The 26,002-nt window shown below is 66.7% G+C and carries 22 protein-coding genes and 1 pseudogene; 8 read left to right on the forward strand and 15 right to left on the reverse strand.

Annotated features, from left to right (window positions below; all coding sequences use genetic code 11):
* Positions 1 to 119 precede the first annotated feature (119 nt).
* From metW to gshB, 6 genes are all read right to left on the reverse strand, one after another.
* Positions 120 to 737, reverse strand: coding sequence for a methionine biosynthesis protein MetW (metW, locus tag LO55_RS03550; RefSeq protein ID WP_071360467.1), 618 nt, complete (start codon positions 735 to 737; stop codon positions 120 to 122).
* The gene (metX, locus tag LO55_RS03555; RefSeq protein WP_081589939.1) at positions 734 to 1,870 is read right to left on the reverse strand and encodes a homoserine O-succinyltransferase MetX; all 1,137 of its coding nucleotides are present in this window, start codon (positions 1,868 to 1,870) and stop codon (positions 734 to 736) included. Before metX ends, metW begins: the two co-directional genes overlap by 4 nt.
* Before the next feature lie 72 nt (positions 1,871 to 1,942).
* On the reverse strand, positions 1,943 to 3,712 hold the full coding sequence (ptsP, locus tag LO55_RS03560) for a phosphoenolpyruvate--protein phosphotransferase (protein WP_071360468.1): 1,770 nt from the start codon (positions 3,710 to 3,712) through the stop codon (positions 1,943 to 1,945).
* A 38-nt stretch (positions 3,713 to 3,750) separates the two neighbouring features.
* Positions 3,751 to 4,020 carry an HPr family phosphocarrier protein gene (locus LO55_RS03565; RefSeq protein WP_005667800.1) on the reverse strand — a complete coding sequence of 90 codons (270 nt, stop codon included), beginning with the start codon at positions 4,018 to 4,020 and terminating at the stop codon, positions 3,751 to 3,753.
* A gap of 69 nt (positions 4,021 to 4,089) precedes the next feature.
* On the reverse strand, positions 4,090 to 4,491 hold the full coding sequence (locus tag LO55_RS03570) for a PTS sugar transporter subunit IIA (RefSeq protein WP_005667799.1): 402 nt from the start codon (positions 4,489 to 4,491) through the stop codon (positions 4,090 to 4,092).
* A gap of 4 nt (positions 4,492 to 4,495) precedes the next feature.
* Positions 4,496 to 5,440, reverse strand: a complete 945-nt coding sequence (gene gshB / locus LO55_RS03575) for a glutathione synthase (RefSeq protein ID WP_071360469.1) — start codon at positions 5,438 to 5,440, stop codon at positions 4,496 to 4,498.
* A 183-nt stretch (positions 5,441 to 5,623) separates the two neighbouring features.
* Here gshB and LO55_RS03580 point away from each other — a divergent pair, with 183 nt between their 5' ends.
* Positions 5,624 to 6,337 (forward strand): class I SAM-dependent methyltransferase, encoded by a 714-nt coding sequence (locus LO55_RS03580; protein WP_071360470.1) that lies wholly within the window; start codon positions 5,624 to 5,626, stop codon positions 6,335 to 6,337.
* 61 nt (positions 6,338 to 6,398) lie between these two features.
* Here the strand turns inward: LO55_RS03580 and gshA are convergent, their stop codons facing one another.
* The 4 genes from gshA to LO55_RS03600 all read right to left on the reverse strand — a co-directional run bounded on the left by gshA (position 6,399) and on the right by LO55_RS03600 (position 10,352).
* A complete protein-coding gene (gene gshA / locus LO55_RS03585; protein ID WP_071360471.1) occupies positions 6,399 to 7,700 on the reverse strand; it encodes a glutamate--cysteine ligase in 1,302 nt (433 codons plus the stop codon).
* A gap of 144 nt (positions 7,701 to 7,844) precedes the next feature.
* Entirely contained in the window at positions 7,845 to 9,245 is a 1,401-nt protein-coding gene (gene amt / locus LO55_RS03590; protein WP_071360472.1) for an ammonium transporter, read from the reverse strand.
* Positions 9,246 to 9,259: 14 nt separating this feature from the next.
* Entirely contained in the window at positions 9,260 to 9,598 is a 339-nt protein-coding gene (glnK, locus tag LO55_RS03595) for a P-II family nitrogen regulator (RefSeq protein WP_005667790.1), read from the reverse strand.
* 19 nt (positions 9,599 to 9,617) lie between these two features.
* The gene (locus LO55_RS03600; RefSeq protein ID WP_071360473.1) at positions 9,618 to 10,352 is read right to left on the reverse strand and encodes a TorF family putative porin; all 735 of its coding nucleotides are present in this window, start codon (positions 10,350 to 10,352) and stop codon (positions 9,618 to 9,620) included.
* A 251-nt stretch (positions 10,353 to 10,603) separates the two neighbouring features.
* Between LO55_RS03600 and LO55_RS26930 the strand changes: the two are divergent.
* The 3 genes and pseudogenes from LO55_RS26930 to LO55_RS03615 form a co-directional block, all read left to right on the forward strand.
* Positions 10,604 to 10,831 (forward strand): annotated as a pseudogene (locus LO55_RS26930) (accessory factor UbiK family protein); the annotation flags it as partial.
* A 197-nt stretch (positions 10,832 to 11,028) separates the two neighbouring features.
* Positions 11,029 to 13,500 (forward strand): adenosylcobalamin-dependent ribonucleoside-diphosphate reductase, encoded by a 2,472-nt coding sequence (locus tag LO55_RS03610; RefSeq protein ID WP_071360475.1) that lies wholly within the window; start codon positions 11,029 to 11,031, stop codon positions 13,498 to 13,500.
* Between the two features lie 74 nt (positions 13,501 to 13,574).
* Positions 13,575 to 13,955 carry a SirB2 family protein gene (locus LO55_RS03615; RefSeq protein WP_071360476.1) on the forward strand — a complete coding sequence of 127 codons (381 nt, stop codon included), beginning with the start codon at positions 13,575 to 13,577 and terminating at the stop codon, positions 13,953 to 13,955.
* A 58-nt stretch (positions 13,956 to 14,013) separates the two neighbouring features.
* Here LO55_RS03615 and LO55_RS03620 read toward each other — a convergent pair whose 3' ends face one another.
* From LO55_RS03620 to LO55_RS03635, 4 genes are all read right to left on the reverse strand, one after another.
* On the reverse strand, positions 14,014 to 15,012 hold the full coding sequence (locus tag LO55_RS03620; protein ID WP_071360477.1) for a tetratricopeptide repeat protein: 999 nt from the start codon (positions 15,010 to 15,012) through the stop codon (positions 14,014 to 14,016).
* A gap of 182 nt (positions 15,013 to 15,194) precedes the next feature.
* Positions 15,195 to 15,569 (reverse strand): YfeK family protein, encoded by a 375-nt coding sequence (locus LO55_RS03625; RefSeq protein ID WP_229410040.1) that lies wholly within the window; start codon positions 15,567 to 15,569, stop codon positions 15,195 to 15,197.
* 112 nt (positions 15,570 to 15,681) lie between these two features.
* Positions 15,682 to 19,263, reverse strand: coding sequence for an ABC transporter permease/M1 family aminopeptidase (locus LO55_RS03630; protein WP_071360478.1), 3,582 nt, complete (start codon positions 19,261 to 19,263; stop codon positions 15,682 to 15,684).
* A 10-nt stretch (positions 19,264 to 19,273) separates the two neighbouring features.
* Positions 19,274 to 20,191 (reverse strand): ABC transporter ATP-binding protein, encoded by a 918-nt coding sequence (locus tag LO55_RS03635; protein ID WP_005667776.1) that lies wholly within the window; start codon positions 20,189 to 20,191, stop codon positions 19,274 to 19,276.
* A 238-nt stretch (positions 20,192 to 20,429) separates the two neighbouring features.
* Here LO55_RS03635 and LO55_RS03640 point away from each other — a divergent pair, with 238 nt between their 5' ends.
* A complete protein-coding gene (locus LO55_RS03640; protein WP_071360479.1) occupies positions 20,430 to 21,962 on the forward strand; it encodes a YifB family Mg chelatase-like AAA ATPase in 1,533 nt (510 codons plus the stop codon).
* Between the two features lie 17 nt (positions 21,963 to 21,979).
* Here the strand turns inward: LO55_RS03640 and LO55_RS03645 are convergent, their stop codons facing one another.
* Positions 21,980 to 22,930: a GlxA family transcriptional regulator gene (locus tag LO55_RS03645; protein ID WP_005671562.1), complete on the reverse strand. Its 951-nt coding sequence runs from the start codon at positions 22,928 to 22,930 to the stop codon at positions 21,980 to 21,982.
* Positions 22,931 to 23,178: 248 nt separating this feature from the next.
* On the opposite strand from LO55_RS03645, the gene LO55_RS03650 reads away from it, so the two are divergent.
* The 3 genes from LO55_RS03650 to LO55_RS03660 are packed head-to-tail and all read left to right on the forward strand — an operon-like array spanning position 23,179 to position 25,983.
* Complete coding sequence (locus LO55_RS03650) at positions 23,179 to 23,709, forward strand: hypothetical protein (RefSeq protein ID WP_229410043.1); 531 nt, start codon at positions 23,179 to 23,181, stop codon at positions 23,707 to 23,709.
* Positions 23,710 to 23,716: 7 nt separating this feature from the next.
* Positions 23,717 to 24,451, forward strand: coding sequence for an ABC transporter ATP-binding protein (locus LO55_RS03655; RefSeq protein WP_071360480.1), 735 nt, complete (start codon positions 23,717 to 23,719; stop codon positions 24,449 to 24,451).
* Positions 24,448 to 25,983 carry a putative ABC transporter permease subunit gene (locus LO55_RS03660; protein ID WP_071360481.1) on the forward strand — a complete coding sequence of 512 codons (1,536 nt, stop codon included), beginning with the start codon at positions 24,448 to 24,450 and terminating at the stop codon, positions 25,981 to 25,983. The genes LO55_RS03655 and LO55_RS03660 overlap by 4 nt, the downstream gene beginning before the upstream one ends.
* The last annotated feature ends 19 nt before the right edge of the window (positions 25,984 to 26,002 follow it).

A 26,002-nucleotide genomic window follows, 5' to 3' on the forward strand; every position in this document is an offset into this window, starting at 1 on the left:
TGTTAGCAGCGCTATCCTCTCAGAAATTATTCAAAACGGGCAACACGCCCGCGCAGGATTGGCGAGGATCATCGCGTATCCGCCGCGTTCGCTCAAGCCGCCAACGCACATAAGACGTATCAAGTTGCTGGCGTTACCTTCTTGCGCAGACGAAACACTGCCAGGCTGCCGCGCAGGTTGGGCAGGAATTTGACGACCTCGCCGTCGGCCAGCGCCACGCACTCCAGCACTTCGAGGCCGCACGACACCGCCAGTTCCTGGAAATCGTAGATCGTTGCATAGCGCACGTTGGGCGTGTCATACCATTTATACGGCAGCGAGCGCGACATCGGCATGCGGCCCTTGAGCAGCGCCAGGCGGTGCGGCCAGTGGGCGAAGTTGGGGAACGAGACGATGGCTTCGGTCCCCACCCGCACGATATCGCGCAGCAGCGCCTCGACGTGCTGCATCATCTGCAGCGAGTTCAGGCACAGCACGGTGTCGAAAGTATTGTCGCCGAACAGGCCCAATCCCTTCTCCATGTCGTGCTGGATCACGTTGATGCCGCGCGCGGTGCTTTCCAACACCTTGTCGTCGGCGATCTCGATGCCGTAGCCGCTGCAGCGCTTGCCGGACTCCAGGTAGCGCAGCATGGCGCCGTCGCCGCAGCCGACGTCCAGCACGTGGGCGCCCTCGCCCACCCAGTGGGCGATGAAGGCCAGGTCGGGCCGCAAGGTGTTCAGGTCGTTGAAATTCATGCGACCTCCAGCGCAATGCGGTTGACATAGGCGCGCACCACGTTCATGTAGCGCGCGTCTTCGAGCAGGAAGGCGTCGTGACCGTGCGGCGCGTCGATCTCGGCATAGCTGACGCGGCGCCGGTTGCTGATCAATGCCTCGACGATCTCGCGGCTGCGCTCGGGCGAGAAGCGCCAGTCGGTGGTGAACGAGGCGACCAGGAACTGGGCTTTCGTGCCGGCCAGCGCCTTCGTCAGGTCGCCGCCATGCTCGCGCGCTGGGTCGAAGTAGTCGAGCGCCTTGGTGATCAACAAATAGGTGTTGGCGTCGAAGTATTCCGAAAACTTGTCGCCCTGGTAGCGCAGATAGGATTCGATCTCGAAGTCGATGCCGAAGTCGAAGTTGTAGTCGTTCGTTTCGGCCGCGTTGCGCAGCTTGCGTCCGAATTTTTCCGCCATGTCGTCGTTCGACAGATACGTGATGTGGCCGATCATGCGCGCCACCTTGAGGCCGTTCTTCGGCACCACGCCATGCTCGTAGAAGTCGCCGCCGCGGTAGTCCGGGTCGGTCAGGATGGCCTGGCGCGCGACGTCGTTGAAGGCGATGTTCTGGGCCGACAGCTTGGGCGTCGAGGCGATCACGATGCAGTGGCGCAGGCGTTCGGGGAACATGATGCTCCACGACAGGGCCTGCATGCCGCCCAGCGAGCCGCCCATCACGGCGGCGAATTGTTCGATGCCGAGGCGGTCGGCCAGGCGCGCCTGGGCCGCCACCCAGTCTTCCACCGTCACCAGCGGGAAGGCGGCGCCATACGGCTTGCCGGTGGCGGGATTGACGTGCATCGGGCCGGTCGAGCCGAAGCAGGATCCGAGGTTGTTGATGCCGATGACAAAGAAGCGGTCGGTGTCGACCGGCTTGCCCGGGCCGACCATATTGTCCCACCAGCCGGCGCTCTTCGGCGTGGCGTAGTGGCCGGCCACGTGGTGCGAGGCGTTCAGCGCGTGGCAGATCAGCACCGCGTTCGACTTGTCGGCGTTGAGCGTGCCATAGGTTTCATACATCAGCGTGTAGTCGCCGAGCTGGGCGCCGCTTTGCAACAGCAAGGGCTCGGCGAAATGCATCGCCTGCGGTGTGACTATTCCAAGAGATCCCATGGAGGTATTCAAAAGTGTTGGGTGGTGCGATGGTGGTGCTCGCGACGGCCGGGCCTGGCCGTCGCCACAACGTCAGAGGGCTTGCAGCTGCTCGACCGCGCTGGCGATCTCGCCCGGCTCGATCGCGCGCAGGATGCGCCGGGTTCGGGTAGTGACCGCGCCCAGGTCGGTGTTCAAGATTTCTTGTTTCACCGCCAGCAGCTGCGCCGGATGCATCGAGAATTCGCGCAAGCCCATGCCCAGCAACAGGCGGGTGAGCTTGACGTCGCCGGCCATCTCGCCGCATACCGCCACGTCCAGGCCGGCCTTGTGGCCGGTGGCGATGGTCGAGGCGATCAGCTGCAATACGGCCGGGTGCAGCGGATTATACAGGTGCGCCACCTCGTAATCGACCCGGTCGATCGCCAGCAGATACTGGATGAGGTCATTCGTGCCGATCGACAGGAAATCCATGCGCCGCACGAACAGCGGCAGCGCCAGCGCCGCGGCCGGGATCTCGATCATGGCGCCGACCTCGATGCCCTCGTCGAATTTGATGTTTTCAAGACGCAGCTGGGCCTTGGCCTGTTCGATCATGTTCAGGGTCTGGTCGATCTCGAAGGCATGCGCCAGCATCGGGATCAGGATCCTCACCTTGCCGAAGGCGGAGGCGCGCAGGATGGCCCGCAGCTGGGTCAGGAACATCTGCGGCTCGGCCAGGCAGTAGCGGATCGCGCGCAGGCCCAGCGCCGGATTGAGCGCGGTCTGATCGGTCTGGTCGAGCGGCTTGTCGGCGCCGACGTCGAGCGTGCGGATCGTCACCGGGCGGCCCTTCATCGCCAGCACCGCCTTGCGGTACTGCTCGAACTGTTCGTCCTCGCCCGGAATCTGCAGGCCCTGCGGGCCGCGGCCCATGAACAGGAATTCGGAGCGGAACAGGCCGACGCCGTTGGCGCCCGCCTCGAGCGCGGCCGGGCAATCGTCGGGCAGCTCGATATTGGCCAGCAGCGTGATGGCGGTGCCGTCCTGGGTGACGGCCGGGGTCTTCTTGAGCTTGAGCAGGCGTTTGCGCGCCTTGGCCAGCGCCGTCTGGCGCTCGCGGTACTGCTCCAGCACCAGCTGGCTCGGATTGCAGATCACCACGCCGGCGTCGCCGTCGACGATCACCCAGTCATCCTGCTCGACCAGGCGCGAGGCCTGGTCCATGCCCACCACGGCCGGGATGTCGAGGCTGCGCGCCACGATCGCGGTGTGCGAGTTCTGGCCGCCGACGTCGGTGACGAAGCCGATGAAGGTGCGCGGTCCGCCGTCGCGGTCGCGGAAGGCCAGCATGTCGGCCGGCGAAATGTCGTGGGCCACCACGATCATCTGCGGCGGCGGCTGGTCGTCGTCGATCACGATCGGCGGCACGTTCAGCGCGGTGCCGGTCAGGACCTTCAGTACCCGCTCGGCCACCTGCTGGATGTCGTGCTTGCGCTCGCGCAGGTATTCGTCCTCGATCTCGTCGAACTGGGCCGACAGGTCGTCGATCTGGGTCACCAGCGCCCATTCGGCGTTGTAGTGGCGCGCGCGGATGATATCGAGCGGCGCTTCCGACACCATCGGATCGGACAGGATCAGGGCGTGGACGTCGATGAAGGCGCCCAGCTCGGTGGGGGCGTCCTTGGGCAGGTCGGTCCACAGTTCCTGCAGGTTGCGGTGCACGGCGGCGATCGCGTCCTGCAGGCGGCGCACTTCGTTTTCCACCTGGTCGTCGGCGACCAGGTAGTGCTTGACGTCGAGCGCGGCCGGGGTGAGCAGGTGGGCGCGGCCGATCGCGATCCCGCGCGAGACCGGTATGCCATGGAGAAGGAAGGAGGCCATGCTGACGTCTCCTGAACGAGATGCCGCTTCACGCGGCATTACTCGCCTTCGCCGAACTTGTCGTTGACCAGGGCGGACAGGGCCGCGACCGCGGCTTCCTCGTCCTTGCCGTCGGCTTCCAGGGTCACCTTGGCGCCCTTGCCGGCGGCCAGCATCATGACGCCCATGATCGACTTGGCGTTGATGCGGCGTCCGTTGCGGGTGAGCCAGACGTCGCTCTGGTACTTGGCGGCCAGCTGCGTGAATTTGGCGGATGCGCGGGCATGCAGGCCCAGCTTGTTGATGATCTCGAGTTCTTGTTGAATCATATTCGCTTTATCGTTGTACTTGTCGAATCGCGCCCCTCGGCGCCTGCACCGCTACCGCTACGGCAATCCCTACCCCACCCGAATCCGGTTATCCACCCGCACCGCGCCGTTCTGGGCGCCCGCCAGCGCCATCTCGACCACGACGTCGAGCGTGTCGCGCCGATACGTGATCGCCCGCAGCAGCATCGGCAGGCTGATGCCGGCGATGACTTCCACGTGGCCGGCGTCGGCCAGCGAGTTGCAGCAATTGGACGGCGTGCCGCCCTTGACGTCGGTGATCACCAGCACACCGTCGCCTTCGTCGAGGCGCGCGATGGCCTCGCGCGCCAGGCCGTTGACCTCGCCGATATCCTGGTCGGCGGCCACGTCGATCGCCTCGAAGCGCTCGGTCGGGCCGCGGAACACGTGCGCCACTGCCGCGATGAATGCCTGGCCCAGCGGCGCGTGGGTCAGGAGCAGGATGCCTACCATGATGTTATTCGTTCACCTTTTGTTCGACCGCGTCGATGAACATCGCGGCCACGTCGAATCCGGCCTGGTCGTGGATCTCCTGGAAACAGGTCGGGCTGGTCACGTTGACTTCGGTGAGGAAGTCGCCGATCACGTCTAATCCTACCAGCAACAGGCCGCGCTCGGCCAGCACCGGGCCCAGGGCCTCGGCGATCTCGCGCTCGCGCGGGCTGATCGGCTGGGCCACGCCCAGGCCGCCGGCGGCCAGGTTGCCGCGCACTTCGCCGCCTTGCGGGATGCGCGCCAGCACGAAGGGCACCGGCTTGCCGCCGATGACCAGCACGCGCTTGTCACCCTTCTCGATGGCCGGAATGAACTTCTGGGCCATGATGGTGTTGCGGCCGTTGTCGGTGAGGGTCTCGATGATGGCGCCCAGGTTCAGGCCATCGCTCTTGACGCGGAAGATGCCGGCGCCGCCCATGCCGTCCAGCGGCTTGAAGATGACGTCGCCATGTTTTGCGTGGAAGGCGCGCAGGCGCGCCGCATCCGAGGTGACGATGGTCGGCGAGGTGTGTTCGCTGAACTGGCCGATGGCCAGCTTCTCGTTGTGGTCGCGGATCGCACGCGGGCTGTTGATCACGCGCGCGCCCTGGCGCTCGGCCAGTTCCAGCAGATAGGTGCCGTACACGTATTCCATGTCGAACGGCGGATCCTTGCGCTCGATGATGGCGTCGAATTCGGACAACCTGACGTCGGCGGCCGGGTCAAGGCGGTACCACTCGTCGGCGTCGCCGGTGAGATGGATTTGCGCCACGCGCGCGCTGACGACGCCTTCTTCGAGCACCATGTCGCGCTGCTCGAAGTGGTAGATGGCATGGCCGCGCCGCGCCGCCTCGCGCATCATGGCGAAGGTCGAATCCTTGTAGATCTTGAATCCGGACAGAGGGTCGGCGAGAAAGGCGATTTTCATGGGGCTTCCATTCGGGGTAATGCCCTGATTTTAGCCCGAATTGCAGAAACTCGCGGGCCGGGGCCCAGGCTGCCGCTTGAGGCATCTGCACTCGGAAATGCCGCACCGCAATTTGTTGACCATCACACGACGCGACTGAGACACCTCAATCGGATCGCGGTGATCAGGGAGGAGCATGGAGGCATGGATACCCAACCAAGCCAACAGGCCGAGCAGGAGCGCATCGAAGATGTCTACCGCAACTGGCATGGCGGCGCCGCGCTGGCGCGCTATGCCTGGCACCGGCCCGAGATCCTGCAGCAGGTGGCGGCGCGTTCGCGCGGCTTTGCCGACCTCCTCTCCAATACGGTTGGCTCGGATTTGTCTGATGTGCAAGTGCTGGACGTTGGCTGCGGCACCGGGGGGTTCCTGCGCCAGATGATCGACTGGGGCGCCACGCCGGCCAATCTCACCGGCACCGAGCTGCAAAAAGACCGGCTCGACCATGCGCGGCGCTGCACCGCCCACGGCGTACGCTGGCACCTGGGCGCGCTCGACGCGCTGCCGCCGGCCGGCTACGACCTCGTCACGGCGCAAACGGTGTTTTCCTCGGTGCTCGATCCCGTCCTGCGGCGCGAGCTGGCCGCCCAGATGTGGCGCACGCTGCGCCCGGGCGGCTGGTGCCTCGTGTTCGATTTCCGCTACGACAACCCGCGTAACCGCAACGTGCGCAAGGTCACCCGCGCCGAGCTGCAAGCGTGGTGGCCGGGCACAGAGCAGCGCTACCGCAGCCTGGTGCTGGCGCCGCCGATCCACCGGCTGCTGGCGGTGGCGCCCTATATGGTGTCCGAGTTGCTGACAGCGCTGGCGCCGGTGCTGCGCTCGCATTTCATGTACGTGGTGCGCAAGGAAGAATGAGGACCCGCCGGGGAGTCCGTCAGGCAAGAACGGGCGGCAGCGGCCGCCTTCCCCGCTACCGTCAATAGACTTCCGGATTCGGATCGGTGCGTTCCATTTCCAGCGACGCCGCCAGCATGCCCAGTCGCGCCACCACGCCATACACATAGAAGCGGTTCGGCGCCGCCGTGCCCGGCTTGGCCTTCAGATCCGGCACCGCATGCTGCTGGGCGAAGGCCAGCGGCACGTATTGCGAGCCCGGCGAGTTCAGGTTCTGATCGATGCCGCGCTCGGCATGCACGCGATAGAAACCGCCCACCACGTAGCGGTCGATCATGTACACCACCGGCTCGGCCACGGCGTCGTCGATCGATTCGAAGGTGGGCACGCCTTCCTGGATGATCAGGTCGGTCACCGCCACGCCATCCTTGATCACCGACATGCGCGCGCGCTGGGCCGGGGTCAGGTCGCGCACTTCGCTCGCATCCTTGATGGTCATCACGCCCATGCCGTAGGTGCCGGCGTCGGGCTTCAGGATCACGAAGGGCTTGCGCTCCTTCATGCCGTATTCCTTGTATTTCTTTTTGATCTTCGAGAACAGCGCCGAGACGTTGTCGGCCAGGGCCTCGGTGCCGACGTTCTCGCGCAGGTCGACTTCGCCGCACTTGCTGTGCAGCGGATTGACCAGCCACGGATCGATGTCGATCAGCTTGCCGAACTTCTTGGCCACCTCGTCGAACGCCTTCAGGTGGTTGCTCTTGCGGCGCAGCGCCCAGCCGGCGTGCAGCGGCGGCAGCAGCGACTGCTCGTGCACGTTCTCGAGGATGGCCGGAATGCCACCCGACAGGTCGTTGTTGAGCAGGATGGTGCAGGGATCGAAATCGGCCAGGCCGACGCGGCGGCCGTTGGGCGAACGCACCAGCGGCTCGACCACCAGCATATTGCCGTCAGGAAGGGCCAACGGGGTCGGTTCGGTGACGTCCGGCGAGAACGAGCCCAGGCGCACGTGCAGCCCGGTCTGGCGGAAGATCTGCATCAGGCGCGCCACGTTCTGCAGGTACATCGGATTGCGCGTATGCGTCTCGGGCACCAGGATCAGGTTGCGTGCATCCGGGCAATATTTGTCGATCGCGGCCATGGCGGCTTGCACCGTCAGCGGCAGCATTTCGGTCGGCAGGTTGTTGAAGCCGCCCGGGAACAGGTTGGTGTCGACCGGCGCCAGCTTGTACCCGGCGTTGCGCAGGTCGACCGAGCAATAGAACGGCGGCGTATGCTCCTGCCACTCGAGCCGGAACCAGCGCTCGATGGCGGGGGTGGCTTCGAGGATTTTCTTTTCCAGGTCCAGCAGAGGACCGGTCTGGGCTGTGGCGAGGTGCGGAACCATGTAGAGGACGTCCTTGTTATGCGCTTCTTGTTGTTTACTTAATCGGGTATCTCATATGGGGGTCGCCTGGCCTTTTTAAAGAGGTGTTGCCAAGAACGCAAAAAAGGCGCCCGCAGGCGCCTTTCTGACCGATATCCGGAGATATCAGTAACGGTACGCCGATTCGCCGTGGCTGGTGATGTCCAGGCCCTCGCGCTCTTCGTCTTCAGGCACGCGCAGGCCGATCACGATGTCGACCAGCTTGAAGGCGATGAAGGCGACGATGGCCGACCAGACGATGGTCACGACCACGCCGTGCGCCTGCACCAGCACCTGGCTGCCGATCGAATAGCTGGTGTTCATGGCATTCGTGGTGTAATCCCACACGCCCTGGCCGCCCAGCGACGGCGCCGCGAACACGCCGGTCAGCAGCGCGCCCAGGATGCCGCCCACGCCGTGCACGCCGAACACGTCGAGCGAATCGTCGGCGCGCAGCATGCGCTTCAGGCCGGTCACGCCCCACAGGCAGATGATACCAGCCAGCAGGCCCATGACCAAGGCGCCCATCGGCCCCACGAAACCGGCGCCCGGGGTGATCGCCACCAGGCCCGAGATGGCGCCCGAGGCGGCGCCCAGCATCGATGGCTTGCGCTTGAAGATCCACTCGCCGGCCGCCCAAGAGACGGTGGCGGCGGCGGTCGCCAGCAGGGTGTTGATGAAGGCCAGCGCCGCGATGTCGCCCGCTTCGAGCGCCGAACCGGCGTTGAAGCCGAACCAGCCGACCCACAGCAGCGAGGCGCCGACCATCGTCATCGGCAGCGAGTGCGGGGCCATCGATTCCTTGCCGTAGCCGACGCGCTTGCCGATCACGTAGGCGCCGACCAGGCCGGCGACCGCGGAATTGATGTGCACCACGGTGCCGCCCGCGAAGTCGAGCGCGCCCTGCTGCCACAGGTAGCCGGCGCCGGCGGTGACGGTGGCCAGCGAGGCGGCGTCGGTGATCGCGTCAGGGCCGGCCCAGAACCAGACCATGTGCGCCATCGGCAGGTAGGCGAAGGTGAACCAGATCACCACGAAGGCCAGCACCGCCGCGAAGCGCGCGCGCTCGGCGAAGGAACCGACGATCAGCGCGCAGGTGATGGCGGCGAAGGTGCCCTGGAAGGCGACGAAGATGAACTCGGGGATCATCACCTCCTTGGTGAAGGTGGCGCCCATCGAGAACGTGCCGGCGACCGGGTCCCAGATGCCTTGCAGGAAGGCGCGGTCGAAGCCGCCGATGAAGGCATTACCGGAAGTGAAAGCAAGTGAGTAGCCGTACAGGCACCACAACACGATGATCAGCGAAAACACCATCATGACCTGCATCAGGACCGACAACATGTTCTTGGCGCGCACCATGCCGCCGTAGAACAGCGCCAGGCCCGGGATCACCATCATGATCACCAGCAGCGTGGCGACGAACATCCAGGCGGTATCCCCCTTGTTGATGGACGGCGCCGCCATGGCCGGGAGGGCCAGGCCCAGGCCCAGCATGGCGGTCAGGATTTTTGTCGTTATATGCTTCATGAACACTTTCCTTCTTACAGTGCGTCGTTGCCGGTCTCGCCGGTGCGGATACGGATGACCTGGTTCAGGTCGGCCACGAAGATCTTGCCGTCACCGATCTTGCCGGTGCGGGCGGCGCCCTGGATCGCGTCGATCACCTGGTCGACGACGGCATCGTCGACGGCGGCTTCGATCTTGATCTTGGGCAGGAAGTCGACGACGTACTCGGCGCCACGGTACAGCTCGGTGTGACCCTTCTGGCGACCGAAACCCTTCACTTCGGTCACCGTCATGCCTTGTACGTTGATTTCCGACAGCGCTTCACGCACCTCGTCGAGCTTGAAGGGCTTGATGATGGCGGTAATCATTTTCATGGTATTGCCTCTTTTGCTATCAAAAAGTTTTTGACACGGACAGCACGGCGGCTGACTTGCCCAGGTTCTTGCCTTCCGGACTCAGGTAGGCGTCGGTATTCGCCTTGTGCCAGGCCAGGGCCACGGTGGCGACCCCGAAGTCCTTCGTCACGCCGACCTTGTAGTCGGTGTACGACGCCGGGCTGTTGTTCTTCACGCGCTGGCGGCCGACGTGCAGGTTCAACAGGAAGCCGTTGCCGACGTCGATGTCGGCGCCCACGTCCAGGTAACCGCTGCGCTTGCTGTCGGCGGTGCCAAACAGATTGGTCGTCGAGTGCGAATACTTGATATACGCGGGCCCGAAGCCGAGCTTGCCGTAAATTTCAAACGTATTTGCGTTCGGATCCAGGCTGTTATCCGGATACCAGTAATACAGGCCGCCGACGTCGTAGCTGACCTCGTCGGTCAACTGGCCACGCTTGCCGGCATACACATCCCATTCAATATTGCCGTCGCCACCCAGGTCTTTCGTCCACTTGATGGTGGAGAGCCAGGTGCCTACGTAAAAGCCGGTTGGGCTGTGCACGTAGTCGACGCCGCCGGACAGCGCGGGGTCGGAATCGGTTTGCGACAGGCCGCGGTAACGGTAGTCGCTGGTGAGGGCCACGTTGTAGCTCACCTGATGTTCGGCGGGTTGTTCCTGTGCCATGGCCGGGACGCTGGTGAAAGCCAGAATCGCCAGACTGATTGCGTTGATTTTTGCATTGCACTTCATGACAAACCCCCTTTGACAGTTACTGCGTTTGGAATCCTTTTTTCATGCGTTATTCCTCTTTCATTTAGCAGGATGTGTGCCAGCTCATAAAAGCGCGCAAAATGGCCTTGTTTTTTTGGTAAACACGCCTCACATACGATTTGCTTCAATACAACCGAGCGCGAGCGGCGTCCGCCGTGTTGCGTGACGCACCAAATCAGGCTCGTTTGCACCGACTTGGTGCATACAACCCGGCAGAAAGGGATAGGGACATGAACAACAGCAACTTCTTCAGCGACTTGCAGGGCAAGATCAACCAGGCATTCGAAAGTGGTCCGGCCAAGGACATCGAGCGCAACGTCAAGGCCGCGATGACCTCGGGCTTCGCCAAGCTCGACCTGGTAACGCGCGAGGAATTCGATATCCAGGCCCAGGTGCTTGCCAAGACCCGCGCCAAGCTCGAAGCGCTCGAGCTGCGCGTGATCGAACTCGAAGCCCGCCTCGCTTCCGGCGCCTCCACCTCGGCATCGTCCACGTCGACCACCCCGCCGCCGGGCGCGGCGCCGTCGGCCACGGCGCCGTTCCCGGCCCAGCCCGAAGATCCGACCATCGTGCTGCCGCCGCATCTCGACAAATCGGGCGATACGCCGATCAACAAACCCTGATGGCGGGTGCATTCATGGATAGGGCGACCGGCATGAATGCACCAGAAGCACCAGCCGGCGCCCTGCCCGCGCAGGAAGTGTCGCTGGACGTGCTGCGCGAAAAATACGCGCGCGGCGACGAACGCACGATCGGGGACGTGCAGCGGCGCATCGCACGCGCCCTGGCCGCCCTCGAGCCGGCAACGCAGCGCGCCGAATGGGAGCGCCGTTACCTGGAGGCCCAGCAGCAGGGCTTCATTCCCGCCGGCCGGATCGCCTCCGCCGCCGGCCTTGGCCTGTCGGCCACCCTCATCAACTGTTTCGTCCAGCCGGTGGGCGACTCGATCTCCGGCGCCAGCGACGGCCTGCCCGGCATCTATACCGCGCTCAGCGAAGCCGCCGAGACCATGTGCCGCGGCGGCGGGGTCGGCTACGATTTTTCCGCGATCCGCCCGCTGGGCAGCAAGGTGGCCGGCACCGCCTCGCGCGCTTCCGGCCCGGTGTCGTACATGGAAGTGTTCGACGCCTCGTGCCGCACGGTGGAGTCGGCCGGCGCCCGGCGCGGCGCCCAGATGGGCGTGCTGCGCATCGACCATCCCGACATCGAGCGCTTCATCGCGGCCAAGGACACGGGCCGTCTCACCAACTTCAATATCTCGGTCGGCGTGACCGACGCCTTCATGCGCGCGGTCGAGGCGGACGAGGCGTTCGCGCTGGTGCACGCGGCCGAGCCGGGCGACGAAGACCAGGCGGCCGGCGGCCACCGCCGCGAAGACGGCCTGTGGGTCTACCGCAGCGTGCGCGCGCGCGACCTGTGGGAGCGCATCATGGTCTCGACTTACGACCACGCCGAGCCGGGCGTGCTGTTCGTCGACCGCATGAATGCCGAGAACAACCTCTGGTATGCCGAGGAGCTGCGCGCCACCAATCCCTGCGGCGAGCAGCCGCTGCCGCCGTATGGCTGCTGCGATCTCGGCTCGCTGAATCTCACGGCTTTCGTCGACGCGCCGTTCACCCTGGATGCGCGCCTGGACGTCGAGCGCCTGCGCAAGGTGGCGACCGTCGCGGTGCGCATGCTCGACCTGGTGCTGGACGCCACCCGATGGCCGCTGCCGCAGCAGGCCGACGAGGCGCGCGCCAAGCGCCGCGTCGGCCTGGGCTTCCTGGGGCTGGGCAGCGCGCTGGCGATGCTGGGCCTGCGCTACGACGCCGACCCGGGCCGGGCCATGGCGGCGCGCATCGCCAGCGAGCTGCGCGACGCGGCCTACGCGGCCTCGATCGAACTGGCGCGCGAAAAAGGCGCCTTCCCGCTGTTCGACGCCGACAAGTACCTGCGCGGACAGTTCGCCCTGCGCCTGCCCGACGCGCTGCGCGACGGTATCCGCAAGCACGGCATCCGCAACTCGCACCTGCTGTCGATCGCGCCGACCGGCACCATCTCGCTGGCCTTCGCCGACAATGCCTCGAACGGCATCGAGCCGCCCTATTCCTGGACCTACCGGCGCAGGAAGCGCACGGCGGACGGCGGCACGCGCAGCTACGAAGTGTGCGACCACGCCTGGCGCCTGTACCGCCAGCTGCGCGGCGACGTCCCCTTGCCCCCAAGCTTCGTCACCGCGCTCGAGATGCGCGCGCTGGACCACCTGCGCATGGTGGAGGCGGTCCAGCCCTTCATCGACACCGCGATTTCCAAGACCGTCAACGTGCCCGAGGATTATCCCTATGACGACTTCCGCGACCTGTACCTGGAAGCCTGGCGCGCCGGCCTGAAGGGGCTGGCGACCTATCGCCCCAACGCGGTGCTGGGGAGTGTGTTGTCGACCGCGCCGGCGGCGGACGACGCATCGGCCGCGCCGGTGGCGGACGACGACCCGCTGCGCAGGCGCTTCGAGCACCGTCCCCTCGGCGAGCTGGAATCGGTGACGTCGAAGATCGAGTACTCGACCCAGGAAGGCCGCAAGACCGTCTACCTGACGGTGAGCTTCCTGCGCGCCGAAGGCATGTGGCAAGGCCGCCAGGTAACGGTCGAACGTCCTTTCGAATTCTTCATGCCGGCCAACCAGCGCACCGGCGGCCACCAGTGGATCACGGCCTCGATGCGGCTGCTGTCGATGGTGGCGCGCGCCGGTGGTCCGATCGCGCGGGCGCTGGCCGACATGCGCGAAGTGGTATGGGAAAAAGGCCCGGTGCGCTGCGGCCACATCACGCGCGACGACGGCGTGCAGGTGCCGGTGTACCACGATTCCGAAGTCGCGGCGATCGCCTTCATGCTGCAGCGGATCCTGACCCGGCGCGGCTTCCTCGACGAGCAGGGCAACCAGGTGCCGGTGGACGCGCTCGCGCGCAGCTTCGAACGGCGCATGCACGGCGCCGCGCCAGGGCCGCGCTTGCAGGAGGAGACGCCGGCCGAGCCGCTGCCCGTCCTGAACGGCGCCAAATGCCCGGAATGCGGCGCGCTGGCGCTGCGCAAGGTCGACGGTTGTTCGCGCTGCGCGTCGTGCCACTACGTCGGCGAGTGCGGCTGACCGGTCCTTTGACAGTCGCGCCCGCGGGCCGGGCTCGGGCATACTGCCGGGGTCGCAACCAACCCGACCCAACGATGAGTTATTACGCCCTCAAGCACATCCACATGACCTTCGCCGTGTTGAACGGCGCCCTGTTCCTCGTCCGCGGCCTGTGGATGCTGGCCGCATCGAAGCGCCTGGAGCAGCGCTGGGTGAAGATCGCGCCGCATGCGATCGACACCCTGCTGCTGGCCAGCGCCATCGGCCTGGCGGTATGGAGCGGCCAGTATCCGGGCCAATCGCCGTGGCTGACGGCCAAGCTGCTGGCCCTGGTCGCCTACATCGGGCTGGGCACGGTGGCGCTCAGGCGCGGCCGCACGCGCCAGGTGCGCGCCCTCGCTTTCGTCGCCGCGCTGGCCTGCTTCGCCTACATCCTGGCGGTGGCGCTCACCAAGAATCCGCTGATCGTCGCGTGAATCGAAGCGTGAATCGAAGCGTGAATCGAAGCGTAATTCGCCATCCTCCGGTCGGCCATCAGCGCCGCTGCAACTGCGCCAGCTGCGCCGTCACCTGCCTCTTCTCGCGCCGCGCGAGCGGCGGAACGCCCGCCAGCGCCGCCTGGTAGGCCGCGATCGCGCGCGGCCGGTCGCGGCGCGCTTCGTAGACTTCGCCCAGCGTCTTGTAGACATAGGGCTTGGGGGCGATCGCTGCCGCCCTCTCCAGCTGCAGCGCGGCGTCGGCCAGCCGCCCCTGGGCGCGCGCCACTTGCGCCAGTCCGTAAAGTCCATGCTCGCCGGACGGCAGCCGGCGGTTCAGTTCCTGGAACAGTCGGACGCTCTGCGCATGGCGGCCGGCGTCGAGGTGGGTGCTGGCCAGGGCCAGCAGCAGCTCGCGCTCGCTGCCCTGCACCAGTGCATACTGCGTCAGGTCGGCCGCCAGGATGTGCTGCTCGGCCTCGTCCAGTTTCCCCTCATCGAAAGCGCACATGGCGCGCATCAGCCGGGTCAGGTCGGGGTCGAGGCGGCGCGCTTCGGTGGCCAGTTCGCGTGCGCGCACTTCGCTGCCGCCCAGGAAGAACGGCGCGTCGAGATAAAAGCTCATCAGCGTCACGCGGGCTCGGTAATTCATCGGATCGAAGCGCAGCGCGCGCTCCAGGGTGTCGCGCGTGGCATGCGCATTGCGCACGAACGCGACCAGGCCGCCGGCGCGCGACTGCGCCAGCATGACGTTCCCCAGCGCTTCGGCGCAGAGGCTGCTGTCCGGATTGGCCTCGACGCAGCGCTCGGCCGCGGCGCGCGCCTGCGGCAAGTCGTCCGGCTCGCCCCGGGCGATGCGCACGTCGACCGACGCGGCCAGTGCCGTCGGATCCGTGGCGTCGCGCGCCAGCCTGGCCTGGATCGCACTGTTCGCCTCCTGATAGCGCTCCTGGTGCACCAGCCGTGCGATCGGATCGGTCTGGGTGGCATGTGCGGCGCCATCCCATGCGCCCAATAGCAATACCGGCACCCACCATGCCCAGCTCTTAGCCAGCATTGCATTTCCTCTCGTCGGGACCCGGCCCTTTCCGTGGCGACCGGTCCCGCTTCCGCAGTCAGATATTGTTGCTATTTAATATAGAACAAATCCTCACACGAAAGTTATGCACGAGTCAATGCGATGGGGATACCCATGGAAACAACCGTTGCGCGCCAGCCCAATTCTTTGGATGCGCGAACTCAGCGGGATGGGCGCGCGGCGCGATACTTTGCCAGCTCGCCCTTGAGCCAGGCTGCGCTGGCGACCGGCGCATTGCCGCCGCAGCGCACCTGGTAGGGCTTGCCGCTGAGGCTGCTTTCGCTGGCGGCGCGCGCGATGAAATCCTCGCTCGAGGCGACCAGGTCGCGCTTGAGCAGGTAGTCGTATTTGCGCTGGAGGTGTTTCGCCGCTTGCGCGGCGTCGTGCCAGCTGCCGTTGCGCTGGAAGCTGCAACCGGATGCGGTGAGGTAGCCGATCAGGTGCGCGATCTCCTGGCGCGCGGCGGGGGCCGGCGCGGCCAGGGACGACAGCGGCAGGATGGCGAGCAGAAAGGCAGCGACGACAGGTTTCATCATGAGCGGCGAAAGAACGAAGAAGTTCCAGTATGCCGCGTTTGCCGTCCACGCGTCGCCTCCCCCGCCATGGCCTGGCCGAACGGCCGGACCATGGCGGCATGCTCGCCCCGGATCACTCGATACCGACCTCCTTGCGGTTGTCGCGCGACACGCGGTCGATCATCTTGTTGTAGGGATCGACGCCCACCTCGAACGGCTGCTCCTTCACCGTGACCGTCACCACCGGATTGGCGCCGGACAGCACGCGCTTCTCCAGGAGCAGCACTTTTTCGTCGGCTTCCCTGGCCCCTGCGGCGCGGGCAAACACACCGATCTCCACCGGCTCGTCGTAGGCGCGCGCGGTTTCCTTGCCCTTGCCGTCGGCCTCCATCTTGGCCAGGTGCAGCGTCATCGTCACGTCCCACTGGCCATCCGGGCGCTTCTTCGCCGTCGCCTGCGTCACGCGGTTATCGTAGAACACGATTTTCTCGAACATGTCCGAGATCAGGGCGTGCTTATCAAGCGGCGCCTCCGCGCGGATGTAGTCGAGCAGCTCCTTCGAGGTGGTGAACGGCGACTCCTGGTAGCCCTTGTCTTCGAGGAAGCGCTTGAGCGCGCGGTTCAGCGCCTGTTCGCCGATCTCGTCGCGCAGGCGGTAGAAGATCAGGCTGCCCTTGCGGTAGTGGATGTAATCCTGGTTTTCCACGCGCATGAGCGGCAGCTCTTCGATCACCTCGCCGCCGCGCGAACGCAGGTAGCGATCGAGCTCGTAGCGCAGGAAGCGGCGCATCTGGTGGCGTCCGTACTCCTTCTCCATCACCATCAGCGCCGAGTACTGCGACAGCGATTCGATCAGCATGCTCGAGCCCTGCACGTTGGCAGCGGTGACCTGGTGGCCCCACCACTGGTGCGCCATCTCGTGGGCCGTCACGTAGAACACGTAGTCGATGTCTTCCTTGTCGCGCAGGTCGGCGATGAAGCCGATCGACTCCGAGAACGGGATGGTATTGGCGAACGACTGGGCGAAGGACTGGTAGTTGGGGAACTCCAGGATGCGCACCTGCTTGTGCTGGTACGGCGTGAACTCGGTGGTGAAGTAGTCCAGCGACTTGCGGGTGGCCTCGATCATCCGGTCCACGTTGTAGCCGTGCTTGGCGTCGTGGTAGATCTCGATCGGGATGCCGTTCCAGTCGCCCTTCTTGACCTGCCAGCGCGCCGACAGGTAGGCGAAGAACGGCATCATCTTCTGGTCCATCTTGTAGTGGTAGTAGTTGCGGCCGTTCTCCTTCCACGACCGTTGCAGGTAGCCCGGCGCCAGCGCGATCTGGTCGCCGCTGGTCGACACCGTGGTCTCGAAGTCGATCCAGTCCGCGCCGCCGCCGAACATGGAGTCCACGCGCGCCGCCTCGTCCTCGAGCTTGGCCATGCGCTGCGGCTCGCCCAGCCCGCGCTTGCGGCGCTCGTTGCGCTCTAGCAGCTCGTAGTCGGCCTGGTAGCCGAGCATCGGGAAGAACTCGTGATTGTTGAAGAACGTGCCGTTGAGGTTGAAGGTGTCGGCCTTGCCCGAATTCGAGAAGCCCTGGCGATGCGCATCGATCGTGAAGTCGAGCGGCAGGCGCGCGCCCGGCGCCAGGGGTGCGGCCAGTTTCAGGATCCTGAAGCCCGATTCGGTGTCGTCCAGCACCACCTGGTGCGGCGGCAGCTTGCCCAGGGTCGTGACGACGTCGGGATTGAACTGCAGGCGCAGGGTATCGAGCGGCTTGTCGGTCTTGTTCTCCAGGACGTAGCTGCCCTTGACCGTCACGCGGCGCTGCTCCGGATAGATGTCGACCGCGGCGCGCACGTCGATGACCTTCGGATGCGGCAAGTCCTTGTACTGGCGGTAGTTCTTCTCGTACCGGGCCTGCTTGTCCATGCTCACGTTCTTGGCTTCGTAGCCGCCGAGGGTCACGGTGTTATGGAAGATCCAGCCGCCGACCAGGGCGAAGGCGATCGTGCACAGCGCCAGCGCCACGCCGGCGCCTCCGCGCAGGCGGCGGCCCGCTTCGCGCGCCCGCGCCCGCCACGCGACCGACAGGCCGCGCACCCAGAAGGCCTGGGCCACGATCAGCGCCGCCAGGCAGAACAGGGTCCAGTACAGCGCGAACCAGGCCCAGCCCGTGACGAAATGGCCGAAGCCGTTCATGTCCGAATACGGCGTCTCGGGCAGCAGCGCGATGTTGTACAGATTGTGATCGAAGTGCATCACCGACAAGACGATCTGCGCGATCAGGAGGACGATCACCAGCAGGTAGCCGATGAATTTGTTGTTGGTGACGACCTGCAGCACGATGGCGATCAGCGCCATCAGGACGAACGGCAGGCCGGCCATGAACACGCCCTGGACGTACACCCCGAATTCGACCGGCGCCCCGCCCCGGAACAGCTGGATGGCGATCGCGGTCAGGATCCCGGCGAACAGGAACACCAGCACCACGCCCACCAGCGCCAGGCTCTTGGCGACCAGCGGCGCCCAGTTCGGCGCCGGCATGGCGTCGCTCACGTCGGCGATCCTGGCCTGGCGTTCCTTGAAGATCAACTCGCCCGCATAGAAGGTGACGATGACAATCAGGAGGAAGTTGAACGACCCTTTCAGCAGTTCGATCATCAGGTGCGTGCGCGGATAGACGTCGGTGCCGAACATCTCGTCCAGCACGCTCGCACTGCCGACCATGTTCAGCACGCCGAACAGCAGCAGCACGAGGAATGGCACGCTTCTGAACACCGCGACGGCGTCGAAGGCGAAGATGTGCCAGCACTGGGCCCAGCGCGTGGCGCCGGTAAACCGCGGCGCGACGCGTGGCAGGGCCACTGTCACCGGCACGAAGGCCTGCGCGGCCTGCGTTTTGGCCTTGCCGAACAGGCGCTTGCCGGTGCCGGCGCGCTGCGGCTTGAACAGGGCCAGGGTCAGGCCGACCAGCACCAGCGCCACGGCGCTCCACAGCAGGCGGTTGGCCAGCATGTAGCCGCCAATGTCGGGCAGGCCGGCATTCGATTCGGCGGTCGAGAAGTAGCGCGTGGCGCGGCCGAGCGCGCGCAGGCCGAAGGGATCGGCCAGCACGGCGATCCATTCGTTGTCGATGTTCGAAGTGAAGCTGCCGGCGACGATCCACAGCACGAAGAAAGCCATCACGCCGACGTACACCATCATGATCGAGCGCGTGGTGGCGGCCAGCAGCATCAGCAAGGCGCCGATGAAGAACAGGTTGGGCACGACCAGCACGCCCAGCGCCCACAGGTAGGCCGCGCCGGGGAATGGGCCGACCCGCTGGACATCGATCCACGGCATCAGGGGACCGAGCATCGTGCCGAGCACGATCATGACGAAGATGAGCAGGCAGGCCACCAGGCCGGCGGCGAAGCGGCCGATCAGGTAGTCGCGCTTTTTCATCGGGGTGGCGAACAGCATGTCGGAGATGCCGACTTCGGCGTCGCGCAGCACGCCGCCGGCGATGAAGATGGTGACGACGAACATCGACATCAGGCTGAAGATGCCGAGCAGCTGCGCGACCACGGTCGGCGCATTGCGGTTGACGTTGCCGATGCTGCCGCCGACCTGGATCGCATCGCTGGTGGTGGCGCCGAAGGCCAGCGCGCCGAAGATCAGCGCGCACACCCACAGCAGGGGCTGGCGCAGCTGGAAGTCCAGCTCGAACTTGAAGAATTCTCTCAGCATGCCGCCCTCCTCACGCCGTCACCGGCGCAGCCTGGGCCGACGCCGCCTGGCCGGCCGCGCGGCTGGCATTGCGGATCTGCAGGAAGTAGACGTCTTCCAGGTCCGGCTCGACGCTGACGAAACCGTCGTCCGGCTGCGACTCGGCATAGACGTTGATCTGCGGCCGGCCCGCCACCAGGCGGGTGGACAGCACGTTGAAGCGCTCCTGGTATCCGGGCAGCGCTTCCTGGGTGACGGTGCGGCGCCACACGCGGCTTTTCAGGGTGTCGATCGCGGCCTGCGGCTCGCCCTGCAGCAGCACCGTGCCCTTGGCGATCATGGCCATGCGCGGACACAGGTCGGTCACGTCCTCGACGATATGGGTCGACAGGATGACCACCACCTGCTCGCCGATCTTGGCCAGCAGGTTCAGGAAGCGGTTGCGCTCGTCGGGATCGAGGCCGGCGGTCGGCTCGTCGACGATCACCAGGCGCGGCGCGCCGAGCAGCGCCTGGGCGATGCCGAAGCGCTGGCGCATGCCGCCCGAATAGGTGCCCAGGCCGCGCTTGCGCGCTTCCCACAGATTGGTCTGGTGCAGCAGGGCTTCGACGATCTCCCTGCGCTCGCCCTTCGCGGTCAGGCCTTTCAGGACGGCGAAGTGGTTGAGCAGCTTTTCGGCGCTGACTTTCGGATAGACCCCGAAGTCCTGCGGCAGGTAGCCGAGCTGGCGGCGCAGGCTCTCCTTGTCCTTCAGCACGTCGAGGCCGTGGAAATGGATGCTGCCGCTGTCGGGGTCCTGCAGGGTAGCAATGGTGCGCATCAAGGACGACTTGCCGGCGCCGTTCGGTCCGAGCAGGCCGAACATGCCGTTCGGGATCTCGAGGCTGACATCGTTGATGGCCTTGACGCCATTGGCATAGGTCTTGTTGAGCTGCTTGATCGATAACATCGGCGGTGACTCCTGGTCTGTAAATGGTTGCAGATATTTCCTTGCAGATAATGTAGCGGTAGTGGAATGCGATGTCAGGTTTTTGTGACAGGCGGTAGAAAAGCCGGAATGGACGACGAATTCGGGGGCATATGCGTACGCCATGCAGCGCGAATACGCATGCCTGTCCGCACGCAACAGATGCCGCTGCGCGCGCCGTACGATAGGGCCTTCCCAGCGTTCATGCGGAAGGAACACTATGAGTCTGGCCGTCCTCAGAAGCCGCGCCCTGGCCGGCATGGAAGCGCCCGCCGTCAACGTCGAAGTCCACCTGGCCAACGGCCTTCCTGGCATCGCCATCGTCGGCCTGCCCGATACCGAAGTGCGCGAAGCGAAAGACCGCGTGCGCGCGGCGCTGCAGAATTCCGGCTTCGATATCCCGGCGCGCCGCATCACGATCAACCTGGCGCCGGCCGACCTGCCGAAAGAATCGGGCCGCTTCGACCTGCCGATCGCGCTGGGCATCCTGGCCGCCTCGCGCCAGATCCGCGACGATGCGCTGCATCGCTACGAATTTGCGGGAGAACTGTCGCTGTCGGGTGAGCTGCGCCCGGTGCGCGGCGCGCTGGCGATGGCGTTCGCGATGGCGCGCTCAGGTAAGGACGAGATGCGCGACGACGAAATGCGCGCCTTCATCCTGCCGCTGGCCAATGCCGACGAAGCGGCCCTGGTCGAGGCAGCCGCCATCTACCCGGCGCGCACCTTGCTCGAGGTCTGCGCCCACTTCGCCAATGCGCCCGACGCGCCGAAGCTGGCGCGCCACCATGGCCCCGGCCTGTCGCGGCTGCCTTCCTATCCCGACTTCGCCGAGGTCAAGGGCCAGCAGCATGCCAAGCGCGCGCTCGAGGTGGCGGCGGCCGGTACCCATTCCGTCCTGCTGGTCGGCCCGCCGGGCGCGGGCAAGAGCATGCTGGCGGCGCGCCTGCCCGGCCTGTTGCCGCCAATGAGCGAGGCCGAGGCGCTCGAGTCGGCGGCCGTGCAATCGCTGGCCGGCGGCTTCGCGCCCGAACGCTGGCGCCAGCGGCCGTTTCGCAGTCCGCATCACACGACGTCCGGCGTGGCCCTGGTCGGCGGCGGCAACCTGCCGCGGCCGGGCGAGGTGTCGCTGGCGCATCACGGGGTGCTGTTTCTCGACGAGCTGCCCGAGTTCGAGCGCCGTGTGCTGGAAGTGCTGCGCGAGCCGCTGGAATCGGGATCGATCACGATCTCGCGCGCGGCCCACCAGGCAGATTTTCCCGCGCGCTTCCAGCTGATCGCGGCGATGAATCCCTGCCCCTGCGGCTGGCTGGGCCACGCCAGCGGCAAGTGCCGCTGCACGCCGGACGCCGTGCTGCGCTACCAGGGACGCATCTCCGGGCCGCTGCTCGACCGCATCGACATCCAGCTGCCGGTGGCGGCCATGGCGCCGGACAGCATGGGCGCGCAGGCCGATGGCGAACCGAGCGCGAGCATCGCGCAGCGGGTGGCGCGGGCCCATGCGCGCCAGCTCGCGCGCCAGGGGCGGCCCAACAGCCAGCTGGGGCCGGGCGCGATCGATCGCCACTGCGCGCCCGACGATGCCGGGCGCCGGCTGCTGCACGATGCCGCCCGGCACCTGCACTGGTCGGCGCGGGCCTACCACCGCGTGCTCAAGGTGGCGCGCACGATCGCCGACCTGGCGGACGTGGACGATGTGCGGTCGAAGCATGTGGCCGAGGCGATCGGCTACCGGCGCGCGTTGCGCGACGATTGATCCGTCTGCGCCTGGGCCTAGAGCGCCTGCTCGCGCGCCGCGCGCTTGATCGCCTGCGGCGGCTGGCCGAAGGCGCGCAGGAACGCGCGCCGCATGCGCTCGGGGTCGGCAAAGCCGGTCTCGCGCGCGACCACGTCGATCGAGTGGTTGCTGGTCTCGATCATGGCGCGCGCCGCCTCGACCCGCAGCACCTCGATCGCGCGCGCCGGCGATTGCCCGGTCTCGAGGCGGAAGCTGCGGCTGAACTGGCGCGTGCTGAGGTTGGCCGCCTCGGCCAGCTCGTCGACCGACAGCGGCCGCCGCAGGTGGCTCTTGGCGTAGGTGAGCGCCTGCTGGATGCGGTCCGATTTCGGCTCCAGCTCGAGCAGGGCCGAGAACTGCGACTGGCCGCCGCTGCGGCGGTGGTAGACCACCATGTGGCGCGCGATGTGCTTCGACGCGTCCTTGCCGAGGTCTTCCTCGACCATCGCCAGGCACAGGTCGATGCAGGCGGTCATGCCGGCCGAGGTCCACACGCGACCGTCGTTGATGTAGATGCGGTCTTCCTCGATGCGCGACTTCGGACAGGCGCGCTGCAGGTCGCGCGCCAGAGCCCAGTGGGTGGTGGCGCGGCGGCCGTCGATCAGGCCGGCCTCGGCCAGGATGAAGGCGCCGGTGCAGATGCTGGCGGTGCGGCGCGAGGCCGCGCTGGCTTCGCGCAGGAAGTTCAGGAAGGGCGCGCTCGACTTGAAGCCGACCGGGGTCATGATGCCGGCCACGATCAGGGTGTCGTAGTCGCGCCGGTCGAAAGCTTCGGTGAACACGCCGACGCCGGACGAGCTGGAGAGCACGCCGCCGTGCTCCGACAGCATGGTCATGTCATAGAACGGCCCGCCGTCGAGACCGTTGGCGATCTCGAACACGGTGGTGGCCATCAGGTCGAGCGCCTGGAAGCCGGGCGGGAACAGGAATCCGATTCTGCGTTTCATGATGATCCTGGAATGCGCAATAGAGAAAATAATACGCCAAGACGCGCCGGGCGGGCCGAAGTCCTCCATCTTTCGGTGGAGGCCGGGTCGCAGAACGTTCCAGCCGGGACCGATGCATACCCGTGATTCAGGACATCCGGGCACGCCGCCATGTCCAGAGAATACCGTGGCCGCCCTCCCCCAAAAACGGCAAGGGAGGTAGCCGCTGCTGCTACTATCGTGCCATGCACCCCGCTATTGACCCATCCATGCGACCACCGAATCCGTTCCGCATGCGCTTGCGCTTCCTCGTCCCGGCCATGCTGGCGGCCAGCCTGCTGGCCGGCTGCAATCCCACCTATAACTGGCGCGAGCACACGAGCCAGGAAGGACGCTACAAGATCCTGTTCCCGGCCAAGCCGGCCACCTTCACGCGCGCGGTGGACCTCGACGGCCTGCGGGTGGAGATGACCATGACGGCGGCCGAGGTCGACGGCGCCACCTTCGCCGTCGGCGCCGCCACGGCGCCCGATGCAGCGCGCGCCCGCGCCGCGCTGCCGGCGATGCGCCTGGCCCTGCTGCGCAATATCGGCGCCGGCGCGGAGGCGGCGCCGGCGCCGGTGGCCCGGGACGGCCTGCGCGTGCAAGCGACAGGCGCCGCCAACGGCAAGCCGATGCGCCTGCATGGCCGCTTCGAGGCGCGCGGCGAGCGCTTCTACCAGGTCATCGTGCTCGGACCGGCGAATGCGACGCCGCCCGAGCAGGTCGACCAGTTCCTGTCCTCGTTCGCGCCCCTGTGAGGCTTTCATGAATGCGCATCCACCCGCCCTGCGCCTGGCCGGCCTGCGCAAGGATTTCGGCCGCCCCGCCGTCGATGGCCTCGACCTGGTCGTGCGGCGCGGCGAGTTCTATGCCCTGCTCGGCCCGAACGGCGCCGGCAAGACCACAACGCTGCGGCTGGTGAGCGGCCTGCTGGCGCCGGACGCCGGCAGCATCGAGGTGCTCGGCATCGACCTGGCCGACGCGCCGGCGGCGGCCAAGGCCGGGATGGCCTACCTGCCGGACGAGCCGATGTTGTACGGGAAGCTCAAACCTTTCGAGTACCTGGAATTCGTGGCCGGGCTGTGGGGCGTGCGCGCCGACCAGGCCGAGCCGCGCGCGCGTGAGCTGCTCGACTGGCTCGACCTGAGCCGGCATGCGCACGAGCTGACCGAAGGATTCTCGCGCGGGATGAAGCAGAAACTGGCGCTGGCCGGGGCCCTGATCCACGAACCTGAACTCCTGATCCTCGACGAGCCGCTCACCGGCCTGGATGCTGCTGCGGCGCGCCAGGTGAAGGACTTGCTGCTGGCCCACGTCGCCAAGGGCGGCACGGTGATCCTGACCACGCACATCCTCGAAGTGGCTGAGCGGCTGGCGCAGCGCATCGGGATCATCCGCCAGGGGCGCCTGATCGCCGAGGGCACGCTGGACGAGCTGCGCGCGCGCACCCTGGGCGGCAGCCTGGAAGACGTGTTCCTGCAGCTGACTTCCGCGCCATGAGGGCGGCGCCGGGCAGCGTCGGCTGGCTGCTGCGGCATGAGCTGCGGCTGGCCTGGTTCAATGCCTCGGGCGCCGGCAAGCGGCGGCCCGGCAATGCGGCGATCGGCCTGGCGCTGCTCGGCTGGGCCACCCTGCACCTGCTGGGATGGGTGACGGTGCAACGGCTGGCTGGCGTGGCGGACGACGATCCGCGCATCCTGTTCGTCATCTCGGCCTTGCTGGCGGGCGGCGCGGCCTTGATGCTGTCGTCGGCGATCAAGTCGAGCGTGCTGGTGCTGTTCGAGCGCAGCGACCTCGACTTGCTGCTGTCGTCGCCCCTGCCCTCGCACAGCATCTTCAGCGTGCGCCTGGCCGGCGTGGCGGCCAGCACCGCCGCCGTGTACCTGTTCTTCCTGGCGCCGTTCGCCCATGCCGGCCTGCTGCAGGGGCAGTGGCGCTGGCTCGGCGTCTATCCGGGCGTAATCTCGGTGGCGGTGCTGTGCAGCTGCGCGGCGATGCTGCTCACGCTCGGCCTGGTGCGCGTGCTCGGCGCGCGCCGTACCCGCGTGGTGGCGCAGGTGATCGGAGCGCTTGCCGGGGCGCTGTTCGTCATCGCATCCCAGCTGCACTCGCTCTCGTCCAGGGAGTCGCAAGGCCGCGTGCGCGAGATGCTGGACGGCCTGTTGCGCCAGGATGGCATGAGCGACCACCCTCTGCTGCTGCCGGCGCGCGCGATGCTCGGTGAACCGCTGCCGATGCTGCTGCTGGCCGCGCTGGCTGCTGTCGTGTTCGTGCTGACCGCGCGGCGCACCCACCGCTTTTTCGCGCATGGCCTGCAACTGGCGGCGTCGGCGGCGCGCGCGGGCACGGCGCCCACGGCGCCGCTGCGCCACCGCTTCGGGCGCAGCCTGTTCTCGACCGTCGTCGTCAAGGAATGGCGCCTGGTCGTGCGCGATCCGCATCTGCTGTCGCAGGTGTTGCTGCAACTGCTGTTCCTGCTGCCGCTGTTCTTCCTCATCTTCCAGCGTTCTGACGTGCAGGTGCAGGCGTTGGGCGCCGGGCTGGCGCTGCTATGCGGCTCGCTGACCGGCGCGCTGGCCTGGATCGCGCTGTCGGCCGAGGATGCGCCGGACCTGCTGCTGGTGTCGCCCGCGTCGCTGGCCACGGTGCGGCGCGCAAAACTGGCGGCGGCCATCATGCCGGTGCTGGCGCTGGTGGCTGTTCCGCTGCTGTGGCTGACCGTGCGTATGCCCGCCACAGGGCTGCTCGTCTGTTTTGTGGTGGGCGGCGCCGTGCTGGGCGCCGGGCTGATCGTGTTCTGGTGCGGCCGGCCTGGCGTGCGCAGCAACTTCAAGGGCCGCGGCAAGGGCGGCGTGGTGATGAATATGCTCGAGATGTTCAACAGCCTGGCCTGGGGCGCGCTGGGGTGGTTCCTGGCCGGGACGACGCGCTCGCCCTTGTCGGATACGAGTGCGCTGGCGGTGACGGGGAGCGGTGCGCTGGCCGTCGTGGTGCTCGGGGCCGCTTGGGTCCTGAGGGTGAAACGTGCCTGAGTTGTGCGAGCGCGCGCAC

The sequence above is a fragment of the Massilia timonae genome (assembly GCF_001866515.1).
GTDB classification, from domain to species: Bacteria; Pseudomonadota; Gammaproteobacteria; order Burkholderiales; family Burkholderiaceae_D; genus Telluria; species Telluria timonae.